Origin of the sequence: Aminobacterium sp. MB27-C1 (assembly GCF_030908405.1) — a bacterium.
GTDB lineage: Bacteria > Synergistota > Synergistia > Synergistales > Aminobacteriaceae > Aminobacterium.
Genome location: NZ_CP133089.1, coordinates 1638818 through 1651091, shown reverse-complemented (window position 1 = coordinate 1651091; position 12274 = coordinate 1638818). Strand labels below are relative to the sequence as shown.

The 12274-nt window shown below is 39.2% G+C and carries 11 protein-coding genes; 8 read left to right on the top strand and 3 right to left on the bottom strand.

Annotated features, from left to right (window positions below; genetic code table 11):
• Position 1 precedes the first annotated feature (1 nt).
• Positions 2–1783: a C69 family dipeptidase gene (locus RBH88_RS08015; protein ID WP_307879522.1), complete on the bottom strand. Its 1782-nt coding sequence runs from the start codon at positions 1781–1783 to the stop codon at positions 2–4.
• Between the two features lie 102 nt (positions 1784–1885).
• Between RBH88_RS08015 and RBH88_RS08010 the strand changes: the two genes are divergently transcribed.
• Positions 1886–2557, top strand: coding sequence for a phenylalanine--tRNA ligase beta subunit-related protein (locus RBH88_RS08010; protein WP_213691238.1), 672 nt, complete (start codon positions 1886–1888; stop codon positions 2555–2557).
• A 49-nt stretch (positions 2558–2606) separates the two neighbouring features.
• Here the strand turns inward: RBH88_RS08010 and RBH88_RS08005 are convergent, their stop codons facing one another.
• Positions 2607–3725 (bottom strand): M20 family metallopeptidase, encoded by a 1119-nt coding sequence (locus RBH88_RS08005; protein WP_213695570.1) that lies wholly within the window; start codon positions 3723–3725, stop codon positions 2607–2609.
• Between the two features lie 147 nt (positions 3726–3872).
• Here RBH88_RS08005 and RBH88_RS08000 point away from each other — a divergent pair, with 147 nt between their 5' ends.
• The 7 genes from RBH88_RS08000 (at position 3873) to RBH88_RS07970 (ending at position 10854) form a co-directional block, all read left to right on the top strand.
• Complete coding sequence (locus RBH88_RS08000) at positions 3873–4202, top strand: cupin domain-containing protein (RefSeq protein ID WP_213691240.1); 330 nt, start codon at positions 3873–3875, stop codon at positions 4200–4202.
• Positions 4203–4370: 168 nt separating this feature from the next.
• On the top strand, positions 4371–5645 hold the full coding sequence (locus tag RBH88_RS07995; protein ID WP_213691241.1) for a TolC family protein: 1275 nt from the start codon (positions 4371–4373) through the stop codon (positions 5643–5645).
• Positions 5642–6817 (top strand): efflux RND transporter periplasmic adaptor subunit, encoded by a 1176-nt coding sequence (locus tag RBH88_RS07990; RefSeq protein WP_213691242.1) that lies wholly within the window; start codon positions 5642–5644, stop codon positions 6815–6817. The genes RBH88_RS07995 and RBH88_RS07990 overlap by 4 nt, the downstream gene beginning before the upstream one ends.
• Complete coding sequence (locus RBH88_RS07985; protein WP_213691243.1) at positions 6795–7490, top strand: ABC transporter ATP-binding protein; 696 nt, start codon at positions 6795–6797, stop codon at positions 7488–7490. The genes RBH88_RS07990 and RBH88_RS07985 overlap by 23 nt, the downstream gene beginning before the upstream one ends.
• Entirely contained in the window at positions 7484–8707 is a 1224-nt protein-coding gene (locus tag RBH88_RS07980; protein ID WP_213691244.1) for an ABC transporter permease, read from the top strand. Before RBH88_RS07985 ends, RBH88_RS07980 begins: the two co-directional genes overlap by 7 nt.
• 26 nt (positions 8708–8733) lie before the next feature.
• On the top strand, positions 8734–9615 hold the full coding sequence (locus tag RBH88_RS07975) for a GyrI-like domain-containing protein (RefSeq protein ID WP_307879521.1): 882 nt from the start codon (positions 8734–8736) through the stop codon (positions 9613–9615).
• Positions 9616–9726: 111 nt separating this feature from the next.
• Complete coding sequence (locus RBH88_RS07970; protein ID WP_213701350.1) at positions 9727–10854, top strand: C45 family peptidase; 1128 nt, start codon at positions 9727–9729, stop codon at positions 10852–10854.
• A 54-nt stretch (positions 10855–10908) separates the two neighbouring features.
• Here the strand turns inward: RBH88_RS07970 and RBH88_RS07965 are convergent, their stop codons facing one another.
• Positions 10909–12165, bottom strand: a complete 1257-nt coding sequence (locus RBH88_RS07965; protein WP_213691247.1) for a hypothetical protein — start codon at positions 12163–12165, stop codon at positions 10909–10911.
• Positions 12166–12274 lie beyond the last annotated feature (109 nt).

Sequence of the window (12274 nt, the reverse complement as noted above, 5' to 3'; positions counted from 1 at the left end):
GCTACTTTACAGTAATAACACTCTTAGCAACAAAGATTTTCTCATTTATGTTGCGTCCAGCCAGCCAAAAATCGGCACGACAGATATGTGCTTTTTCTGCTAATTCTCTAACTCTAAATTTCAGAGACCATCCTTGATCTGTTTTCATAAGGCTACCTTTTATGGGTCTTGCCCAAACTTCAGTACTAAGTCCTCCTTGTCCCATGCGAATAGAGTTCTCAAGAGGTTCCTCCCGAAGAGGTATTTCTATTTCAAGTTCAGAAGAATAGTCATCTTTTCTTATCTCTTTCATATGAGGTTCAGCTACATAAATAGGAAATGAAGAAAGAACCTCTTTCATTTTAGTTTCTGATTCTAGGGCTATTTGGCGAGCCCAAGAGGTAAGGATATTGGAAGCTTCCCCTTTTTTCTCTTCTTTGATGAGTTTTTGGGCCTTATTACGAATTTGTTCTTCTTTTTCTTTAAGTTCTTTTTCCCAAAGGTTAAGTTTTTCTTGTAGTAACGAGTGGATTTCCTCATGATATAGATCGATACATGTCTGGCGCTGCGTAATATTCCACCAATTTTTGTCATCAATGTTAAGTAAATCGCTATCTCTTTGGCAATGTTTTTCTAAGGCTGTTTCTGGATTTTCTATAGGGGTGAATTCTTCGGGAAGTGTATTAACCCCTCCATGAATAGGAATAAACAGTTGTGAACAGGGTCGCCCCATGGCAATCCAAAGGCATGTAAGTTCAGCTATTGGATTTAAATCTGCGATGATACCTTCGATAGTTGTTCCAGCACAGATTTTTCGTAAAGAACTGTGATGAGGGGAATTCCCCGCGAAATTCGTTGTTGAGTAATCGGGAGTATTTTCATAATGAGAACGCAAAATAGCTTTTACTTGAGATATGGTTATTTTCTCTTCGGGCTTTATTGCGAAAGGAAGCTCTTCGTCGCAAAGCCATTCTCGTTGCGTAAGAATTTCTAATGCATGACGATGGCGGAAAGTGTTAAATGGATGGCGCCATCGATCAGGATGTTGAAAGGCCTTTGCAAAGTCCAATTCTTTTTCTTGGCATATTTCCGCAGAAACCCAGCCTTTCCTTTTTACATAGTTAAGTAGGTCTTTGGAACAATAGAAGGGTCTGTTCTCTAAAACTCCAGCTCGTATAGTGAAATGGTTAGGAATAAAGGCCGCTTCATTGTCATCTATTCGAACAGCGCAATAGTGTTGTCCATGAGGTATTTGAACCATCCATGCATCATTGGCATCGGCGATAATGTAGCAACGGCCAGAATCTCGATATCCATATTTCTCGATAAGTTCTATGGCAATTTCTACTCCATGATTGGCACTTGTAGCTCGTTCTGCAATGATGCGGCGAAGTGAGTAGCCAATTCCACCATATGCGATATCAGGTTCGTGATCAGCTCTAATTTGTCTACAACTGTCACTAAAGATTCCTACACCATGGTCGTTATAAAAAAAGTCAGCATTTGAAAGTCCTCTTTCATTTCGTACCTCTGTCCAAAATAGTCCGAAGGTGGAAGGGGTTTGTGGAATGCGGGCAGATTCTTCTTCGGCAATAATAATACTGTCAGAAGTATACTGTCGTGATGGGATAAGCCCATGCCGAACAAGAAGCCTATTACTGTCATCTTCATTATGAGCCACAAGAACTCGACCTGTTGGAGAAATATTTTTGCCTAAAACTAGACCGCTGCACCCATAAGCTTTTTGTGAAGAAAAAAAAGAAATCAATAGAATAGAGGCGCATAGTACTATCAGAAATACCATAGATAAAAACTCCTTTCGATGTAGGAACTTTTTCTTCAATATATAATCTATTTAATCGTTATGTTACACTATTTATGAGGATTAAATCAGGGGGGGATGTGTATGATTACATTAACAGACTCATTCCGGAGAAGGTTTCCTCAATCTTATGTTGGCTTTTTGATTCTTAAGGGAGTAACAAATGCCTCATGCCATGATTGTCTTGACAAGATACGAGTGGACCTCGAAGAAAACTTACGAAAAAAATACGGTAATATGTCTCGGTCAGAACTGCGAAACCAGCCTATTCTCGATGTTTACGACGCATATTTTAAGTCATTCGGTCAAAATTATCCGGTGCTCTATCAAATTGAGTCGATTGCTTCAAAAGGAAAAAACATTCCTATTGTTAATTGTCTTGTTACAGCTATGTTTATGGCAGAACTAAAAAATATGTTGCTCACTGCAGGTCATGATCTTGATAAAATTGACTTCCCAATAAACGTTGATATTGGAAATGGAGACATTTGCTATACATTGATGAATGAAAAAGAGAAAGTTGCCTGTGATAATGATATGCTCATGTGTGACGATACAGGCGTTATTTCTAGCGTTATTTATGGACCAGATAAGCGCACTTCTATTTCTACAGAAACGAAAAATGTTCTCTTTACAGTTTATGCACCCAAAGGTATAGATAAGGAAAACACCTTAGTCCATCTCAACGACATAAAAAATAATGTTCTTCTCTTTTCTCCTCGCTCTATTGTCGAATTGTTAACTATATATCCTTAAAAAGGGATGGCAGGTATTTGCGTACCATCCCCAACAAGAACCCTTTATACTATGCTAAATCTTTTAGAAGTTGAATCAAGAGTGTAAATCTGTCATTAAGACTTTTTACGTCCATGTATTCATCTACGCTATGAGTTCTGCCTCCGACGGGGCCCATTCCATCTATAGTTGGAATCCCCATAGCTGCTGTGAAGTTACCGTCTGAGCCCCCGCCTGTGGATTGCCACTGGAATGAGATGTCAAGAGTAGCTGCTATTTCTTCTACTTTCTGACATAGCTCAAGAGTCAAAAGACTTGGGTTCATAGGAGGTCTTGTCATGCCTCCCGTAACTTCGATCTTTATTCCGTCGGAGAAGGGGTTTCTTTGAAGGTACTCAAATTTTTCTGCGACTTTAGTTGCTTCTTCAGCGGATTTTACTCGCATATCGAATACGACCTGTGCCTTTTCCGGTACAACATTAGCAGCGGTACCTCCAGTGACGCAACCAGCGTTAAGATTTGTTCCTTTTTTAGGATCTGAAAGTTTATGTATTTCTAAAATCCAGTGGGCTAATTCCTGAGTGGCGCTAATACCTTTTTCCGGTTCAACTCCTGCATGGGCGGCTTTACCAAGGATATCAACAGTATAACGACCAATTCCCTTTCGCTGATTAACTAAATTACCATTAGCCCTCGCCGGTTCAAGAACGATAACATTTTTGCTTTTTGCGGCGGTGTCCTCAATCCACTTGCGGGCAAATTTAGAACCAACTTCTTCGTGACTATTGAAAGCGACACAAATAGAAGGGACCTTATCACATTTTTGAAATACTTTTGCTGCATACAGGGCAAAAAGACACCCAGATTTCATGTCAACGACTCCAGGTCCAAAAGCTTTGCCGTCTTCTATTTTGAAAGGACGTTCACTTGCAGTTCCTTCTGGAAATACCGTATCCATATGTCCTAAAAGCATAACATCGTAGTTAGAAGATGTTGTATTGCTTATTTCAAGGCATGGACCGACTGACGGATCAAAGTTATGGGCGCGTACATTCCATCCCAACTTTTCAAACTCGTTTTTAAAAAAGGTTGCGACGCGCTCGACACCAGAAACATAAGCGGTTCCGCTATCTATATTGACCAGATTTTCCAGATCTTTAAGGAACTGTTGTTCATCGAAAAGTTGCATTATATTGAACACCCCTTTGAACTGATTTTTGATTTCATCAATATAGCATGAGTATAAATGGGAATCAAACACTACAAAAATAGTAGGATTTATGCTAGCATAATTTAAACGTACTGGTTTTAGCCTATTTAGTGAAGGAGTGACAAGATGAGTCAGAGAACGTTTGAAAAGGGAAAAAAGTTTGAAGCAGAAAAAATGGTTGAAGTTCAAGATGGAGCTATTGTGAGCCGAACTCTTGTAGATCACCCTACTGGTACGGTAACACTCTTTGCCTTTGATAAAGGTCAGGCTCTCAGTGAACATACAGCTCCTTACGATGCTTTAGTAGAAATTATTTCGGGGAAAGTAGAGATAAGCCTTAATGGAGTATCACAAATTCTTGAACAAGGTGAATGGCTTATTATGCCGGCAGAGATCCCTCATGGTTTAAGGGCTGTTGAGAGCTTTAAAATGGCTCTTGTAATGATTCGTTCATAAATATCTCTTCTATAACTTTGGAGCCTGAGAGGTTGTGCTGATTATTTTGGCCAACCTCTTTTTTGATTAATCGGCAAATTCACTTATTGTATTTCAGATATCTTATTGTATAAAAGGGGTGTGGCTTCCAGTCTGGTACACTAATAATTTTTCTTGGAGGAATCTCGTGTGAAAAGGTATTTTTGCTTGATCTTAACGGCGTTTTTATGTGTATATAATCCTTCCGTTTCGCTTGGAGGGAGTATCTCTTCTTTTCCCTCATCTCTAGACCTTGAACAATGTCTTTCTATAGCTAAAACTCACCATCCTGATATTAAAAAAGCCCTTGCAGAGATTAACGTTGCTGATAGTCAGGTTGAACAGGTTCTTTCACAAGAAAGGCCAGGTCTTGATTTCTCCAGTAGCTATAGTCGGCAAGATGCTTCAGGAACTCAGAGAGATCATGCTTATTCCTCAAATTTAAATCTTTCACAATTAATATCTGATTCTGGAAAGACCGCGTTGAAGAAAAAGGTTGCACAAATAGGTCGGGAGGGCAGTGAGCAGAAAGCCAGAACGACGGAAGAACAAGTTGTATATGACGTGAAAAATGCATACTTTGATGCTTTGGAAGCTCAGAAAAAGTTGGATGTAGCAGAAGAGACTTTGAGGCTATATACCTTGCTGCGTGAACAAGCGCAAGCTTTTTATGATGTAGGATCTGTATCAAAATATGATGTAACGACTGCTGAGGTTGAGGAAAGTAAAGCTGAACTTGAAGTTGCTAAAGCTCAGACGGTAATTAAAACTGCAATAACAACTCTTAACAATGCTATGGGACTTTCAAATGCTCCTACTTATACTCTTGAGGATATAGAAGAAGAGGCTTCACTTGCTCTCTCTCTTAATGATGTTCAGACTATGGCTTTGAAAAGACGGCCAGACCTTTTGGCGAGTGACAGTAGTCTTCTCGCTGCGCAGAAAAATCTGAAGTTAACGGCAAAAGAAAATTCCCCAGAGATAAAAGCGTCAGGTAAATATTCGTTTGGTGGTGAACGTTTTAGTGGGGAAGAGGATTGGTCTGTTGGAGTTTCTCTTCAGTTTCCAATTTTGGATGGTGGTCTTGAAGCGGCTAAAATAGAGCAAGCAAAATCGGAAATAGTTATAAGTGAAGCAGAAAATGAGGCTATTCGCTTAGAAATTTATAAGGAAGTAGAACAAGCTTACTTGGAATTTACAGATTCGCACCATGTTTTGGCAGTAGCTCTACAAACTGTAAAACAGGCTGAGGAAAATCTAGACATAGCACAAAATAGGTATAAAGTCGGAGTAGGTTCACCTATTGAGGTAGCAGATGCTACTGAAAAATATAAAGAAGCGAAGTTAGGGTATTGGTCTGCTCTCTATTCTCATCGTAGAGCGTTGGCGGCTCTTGAAAAAGCTGTAGGAGGAAGTTGGGAATGAAAAAATGGTTATCTCTTTTTGTATTAATTGTATTGATTTCAGGGGCTTTTTTCTTCTTTAGAAAAGATTCTTCTAAAGCAACTACAGTAGAAACTGTTCCCATAATTCGCGGCAATCTTTTAAAGACGGTATCTGCTACAGGAAGCCTTCAGGCAGTAAATACTGTCAATGTAGGAAGCCAAGTTTCTGGAACCATCAAAGCGATTTATGTAGATTTCAATACTATCGTTAAAAAAGGAGAACTCATAGCTGAAATAGATCCGGCTCTCCTTGAGGCTGCTGTGGAAACTGCGAAGGCTGATGTCCTTGCAGCTCAGGCAAATATTGCAAAGGCTGAAGCTACTGTGAAAAATGCACGAAAGACAAGAGATAGAAACAAAGAATTATTTACGCGAAATCTTATAGCCGAAAGTGAACTTGATACGGCACAAACAGAGTTAGATACTGCTCTTGCCTCGTTAAATGCCGCATACGCAAGTTTAGCTCAGTCTCGAGCAAATTTAAAAAATAAAGAGATTAACTTAGGGCATACAAAAATAAATTCACCTATTAATGGCGTTATCATCGACAAGGCTGTAGAAGTTGGTCAAACTGTCAATGCAAGCCAATCTGCTCCTACACTCTTTACGATTGCGGAAGACTTGACACAAATGAAGGTAGAGGCAGACATAGATGAAGCAGACATTGGCTATATAAAAGCTGGCCAAAACGTTGAATTTACAGTTGATGCGTATTCAGATCTTTCTTTTGAAGGAAAAATAAAGGAAATCAGGCTTGCTCCAAATACTGATGGAAACATCGTGACATATACTGTTATCGTAATGGTAGAAAATCCTCTACTGAAGCTTATGCCAGGAATGACAGCTAATGTTTCTGTTATTGTTGAAAAGAAAATGGGTGTTTTGAAGGTTTCAAATGCGGCGCTCCGATTTAAACCGAGTTCTGATGTTCTTGCCTCAAATGGAAAAAATGGAAATGGAACGTCTCAAAGGACACTCTGGGTTTATGAGAGAGATATTTTTAAACCACTTAATGTAACAATTGGTATCTCTGACGGGTTATACACTGAAATTTCAGGAGAGGTTCAAGAAGGGATGAATGTTGTTACGAGTGTAATGGCTGGAAAGAGTAACGGAGGAGGGTCTCCCTTTGTGCCTGGTCCGCGTCGATAATATTAGTAAGAAGTATGTTTTAGGAGAAGTAGAAGTAACAGCACTTAAAGAGGTATCTTTTTCTGTAGAGAAAGGGGAATTCCTTTCCATTATGGGAGCCTCTGGGTCTGGAAAGTCAACACTCATGAACATTCTCGGATGTCTCGATGTTCCTTCTCAAGGTCATTATTATCTTAATGGAGAGGACGTAGCAACACTTGATGAGAACCAATTGGCAGATATACGCAAGTACACTATAGGTTTTGTTTTTCAAGGGTTTAATTTACTTGCTCGAATGTCTGCTCTTGAAAATGTGGAGCTTCCTATGCTCTATAACGGGATTCCTACAAAAGAACGTCATGAACGTGCTCATCATGCTCTCAGCATAGTTGGTCTGGAAGACAGGGCAGATCATCAACCACAGCAGCTTTCTGGTGGACAACAACAAAGAGTAGCTATAGCAAGAGCCTTGGCAAATGATGCTCCTCTTATACTTGCAGACGAGCCAACAGGAAATCTCGATAGTAAAACGGGAATAGATGTTATGAATCTTTTTGTTCGTCTCAATAGAGAGTCAGGAAAAACTATTATCCAAGTAACCCACGAGCGCGATATGGCCCAATTTGGTTCAAGAATAATTACTCTCAAAGATGGAATCCTTATAAAAGACGAAAGAGTGGAATCGTTATGTTAAGCGTATTTGAAACAGCAAAAATTTCCTTTCGTTCTCTTCGAGCTAATAAGACCAGATCTGCATTAACAATGCTGGGTATTGTTATTGGCGTTATGGCCGTGATAATTATGTTTGCTGTAGGGAGTGGGGCCAACAAGGAGATAGCGGCTCGTTTTTCAAGTTTGGGAAGCAATATGATAATTGTTCGTCCTGAAACAAGTGCAGTAGGAGGGTCTCGAAGTTACACTGCATATACTTTAACGATAGGTGATGCAGATGCAATTCGAACTGAATGTAGTGCTGTTTCATATGTTGCTCCATACTACGGCGGAAGTTTTCAGTCGGTTTATGGCAATGAAAATTATCCAGCGAGGATTATAGGTACAACGTCGGATTACCTCTTCGTTAGGGATTGGACTCTCGCTTCTGGAAGAACTTTTACAGAGCAAGATGTACGGAGTGCAACGAAAGTATGTATTATCGGGCAGACAATTGTCGATAATCTTTTTATTACAGAAGATCCCATCGGGAAAATCATTCGTTTGAAAGGGGTTCCCATGGTTGTTATTGGTGTTATAGATAAAATAGGTGAAAGTGCAATGGGACGAGACGAAGATGATGTTGTTCTTGTTCCCATAACAACGGTACAAAGAAGATTGGTGAGTCCACCTAAAATGGGGATGACATCATCTATTTCTGTGAAAGCTCTATCTAGTCAACACTTAGAGGTTGCACAAGAGCAGATAGAAGCTCTTTTAGCTCAGCGACATCGTATAAGACCAGGAGAGGAAAATGATTTCACAGTTCGAAATTTGGCGCAAATGGTTGAAAATGCAAAGAGTGCAACACGAGTAATGAGCTTACTTCTGACTGCGGTGGCAGGTGTTTCTCTTTTAGTTGGTGGTATTGGGATAATGAACATAATGCTGGTATCTGTAACCGAACGAACTCGCGAAATAGGAATCCGTATGGCGATAGGTGCAAAAAGAACAGATATCAGATTGCAATTTCTCGTCGAAGCACTGACTCTTTCCCTTTTAGGAGGTGTTTCAGGAATTATTCTTGGCATTGCTGGCGCACAAGCTCTTTCAAAAATATTAGGGTGGACTGTTGATATTTCGATTCTTTCTATAGTCCTTTCTTTTGGGTTTTCCGGATGCGTAGGTATATTTTTTGGCTTTTATCCGGCATATAAAGCTTCCTTACTTAACCCTATAGAAGCGCTGAGATATGAATAAATAGTAAAAGTAAGGCGTGTGATGAAATGTCTGGTTCTTCCAATTACGTATATCGAATAGAGAAAACAATTGCATATATTGAGCAACATCTTTCCGAAGAACTGAAGTTGCAGGATATTTCTCAAATAGCGTGTTTTTCTCCATATCATTTTCACAGAATTTTTACGTCTATTGTGGGAGAAACTCCCTATGAATATATAACTCGTTTACGACTAGAAAAAGCTGCAAATATGCTTACAAAGATGAATAATTTATCTATAACCCAAATTGCTTTCTCATGTGGTTTTTCGTCGCCTGCAACTTTTGCAAGAGCATTTAAAAAATATTATGGTGTTTCCGGATCGAAATATAGAGATTCTGGTGGAGAAGTACAAGGGAAACAGCATGCTTTTACCTTTGATGCGGAAGCTATAGAGAAAAAGATACACCTTCAAGTTAGTATAGAGAATCTTCCCGGATACACTGTCGCCTATGTTGCTAATTTGAAAGGATATTCCCTCTCTTCCATTTGTAAGGCATGGAATAAATTGATGTCTTGGGGAAGGGAACGTTGTTTGCTAGACAGTACAACTATGATCGGTGTATCTTTTGATGATCCTACAATTACGCAAGAAGAAAAATGTCGCTACCATGCATGTGTTGTTGTTCCTGATAATGTAGCTATTAGTGAGAGCGATAGGGGAGTAGGAAAAGAGTATATTCCTTCTGGCGAATATGCTGTTGGTCGTGCAGTTTGCCATGCAGAAGAGATACGTCTTGCTTATAGATATCTTTACGGAAAGTGGTTTCCAGAAAATGGGTATCAGCCAGCAGATACTTTTTCGTATGAACTTTATCGGGCTCTTCCGAGTGAAGAAAATGGTTATACTTATACCATAGAGGTATGTATTCCACTTAAACCTATTTAAAGGAAAGAGTTTAGCAAGAAAGGCAAAATTAATAGCAAAAATCGTAAAGCAATAGAAACGTCTTTCTTCTACCATGTGTATTGTTAAAAATGATTGAAGGAGGCGTTATATGTGCAACCAAGAGTAAGGCGCACAGAATTTAGGCATGTTATTTTAGAAGGATCCCATTATGAAATAGGCCGGCAAAAAGCAGATTTAATACGACATAACAAGGAATTAGTACGTTGCATGTCTTCAGGTCGTCTTAAGATGACGGAAGAAGAATTTAAAGAATCACACAAACTAATAGAATGTAGTTGTCCAGGGTTGAATGAGGAAATTATGGGAATGGCAGATGAACTTCATATATCTCCTCGTGATGTAACATTCTATAATGCCTCATATTTAAAAAGATGTCATTGTAGTCAGCTATATGTTTCCCCCTCTCAGACTTTAAATAATCACGTTCTTGTCGGTCGCAACTATGATTTTACAGATAAATGTGATGATTTGATGCTTTGCACCGTAAAATCAGCTGGTTGCTACGCTTTTATAGGTTTCTCTGTAATGTTATTCGGTTATCAAGAAGGCATAAATGAGCATGGTCTTACTATTACTATGACAGCTGGAGGTATTCCTGTTGGAGCAGGTGTTCCTCCTCGCCCGCCACTTCAAACAGGGGTTCAATTTTGGGTTCTTATACGAACATTACTTGAACGATGTGCAACAGTGGAAGAGGCAATTGAGCTTTCTCAGGATATTTCTCTTTGTGGGAATACTATTTTTTTAATTGCCGACGAAGAAGGAAATGCTGCAATAATTGAATATTATGGAGCTCAAAAACATGTTACACACGTTGTTAAAGATGATGCATCTCCATTTCTCGGGTTGTTCTCGACAAATCACTATATTTCGTCTGAAATGGCAAAGTGCGATGATAAAATTATGGAGAATTCTTTGGTACGATTTAATATCATAAAGAATTTCTTCGAGAGAAGAAAAGAAGGAATAGGGTACTCGGATATCGAGAACTTATTATCCACACCTTATCCAGAGGGACTTTGCCTTCATTTCTATGACGAGTACCTAGGAACATTGAGATCTGTGATTTATGATGCAACGGAAAAGGGATTATTCGTTTCTTTTGGTTCCCCTGTAAAAAACCCAAGATATCATATTAATTTTAATTCTTTGCCGCGACTATATGAGGTCTCCATCCCTCTTGAAAAAGCAGATTCAGACTTTTGGAAGTTTATATAAAAGTTCTATGGGAGGCCGTTTAGGAACGGCCTCCTTTATTTATATAGTAAATTGCTAGAGACGATGTACTCCTGCTGCAATAAATGAGAAACCAGCCTTGGTCAATGCTTCTGCAGTGCTGTTTACTGCTTTATGTTTTAAAAGATAGTTTAAAGAAAGGGCATTCCAATCTCCAGAAGCTTCAATTTCCTTTTTATCTCTGAAATAATCCAGAATGTCTGATGGATGAGTAAGCTGTTCTTCGTCTTCTGGGTTTCCACCCTCATGTTTGGCAGAGATATTAGGTATAGTTTCCACGAGTTTAAGTAAATCCTCTCTTCTGTTATAAGGTTGTAGGACGATACTTTTCCACGTTTCAGTAATGTGGTGTTCTATCCGAACTTGCTCTTCAAGTTTAAGCTCTTTGCGGATAGCAGCTGCTTTAGCAAGATGTTCAACATCGATAGAGTTAGAAAGATTAAAGCCAGCGAGTGGCGTTGATCCATCTTCTCTCGCGAAAAGTCGAGCTGCTAATAATGTCCACAAAACTGCATAGGGATTATCATTTCCCATAAAAACGGAAATTTTAAATCGAATGTTTACTCCCAATTTATAGAGGAGATATCCGAGAAAAACCGTTCCGGGATTGATGTTCAGAACTTCATCTACTCCGTAATTTACGTAATAATAAAGAACTTCATCTATCCATTTAAGAGGATGCCCATTAGGCTGTCCGATACCACCAAAATATCCCGTAATAGTAGCTGGTCCTCCTAAGTGAATGTTAGAACCGTCTGTTCCTTTTGTATCTAATGTTTCTACGCAACTTGCCCCCAATATTTTTATGGCTGCTCTGACAGCTGGCAAATCTCCATTATCTGCTTCTTGTTCTTTCATTTTTCGAACGCGAATAAATCGACCTGGAAGAATCTCTCCTTTTTCTATCGCTTGTTTTGCTTCTGCTATGAGCCATGGAAAATATTGAAGGGCACTAATCTCTAATGTCGGGGCTTTTGTTTCGTCATAACTCCAAACTGGACGATCAGGAGCTATACGAGAACGATACTCCGAAAGAGAAATAAAGCGCCCTTCCTCTTTGATGCCTGCAAGCCACTCCAAATCTTTGACATAAGAACATTGAATTCGTTCCAGTTTTTTAACAAGGGTATCGATTTTTCCAGCTTCGCATGCTTTTTCGTTGATCTCAGCTACTGTTCCATATTTGGAAACGACTCTGCGTAGATCAGATAAAGAAGCATTGTGTGGATCAGTGAGAAAGTTATTAATATCCTCAAGAATAGCAGGGGTGATACTGAATTCTTGGTGGGTCATATCTAAACTCCTCCTCACATATGAAATGACATTCCCTATGAAGCCAGACTATTCAGAAAAATTATTAATAGCTTAATTTTAACAAGTAATAGTAGATATTACAAAAATC

Bases quoted from the DNA above. Each gene is read 5' to 3' on its own strand.
- RBH88_RS07965 (WP_213691247.1), bottom strand. From the start codon at position 12,165: ATGACCCACCAAGAATTCAGTATCACCCCTGCTATTCTTGAGGATATT.
- RBH88_RS08005 (WP_213695570.1), bottom strand. From the start codon at position 3,725: ATGCAACTTTTCGATGAACAACAGTTCCTTAAAGATCTGGAAAATCTG.
- RBH88_RS07990 (WP_213691242.1), top strand. From the start codon at position 5,642: ATGAAAAAATGGTTATCTCTTTTTGTATTAATTGTATTGATTTCAGGG.
- RBH88_RS07975 (WP_307879521.1), top strand. From the start codon at position 8,734: ATGTCTGGTTCTTCCAATTACGTATATCGAATAGAGAAAACAATTGCA.
- RBH88_RS08010 (WP_213691238.1), top strand. From the start codon at position 1,886: ATGATTACATTAACAGACTCATTCCGGAGAAGGTTTCCTCAATCTTAT.
- RBH88_RS08000 (WP_213691240.1), top strand. From the start codon at position 3,873: ATGAGTCAGAGAACGTTTGAAAAGGGAAAAAAGTTTGAAGCAGAAAAA.
- RBH88_RS07980 (WP_213691244.1), top strand. From the start codon at position 7,484: ATGTTAAGCGTATTTGAAACAGCAAAAATTTCCTTTCGTTCTCTTCGA.
- RBH88_RS08015 (WP_307879522.1), bottom strand. From the start codon at position 1,783: ATGGTATTTCTGATAGTACTATGCGCCTCTATTCTATTGATTTCTTTT.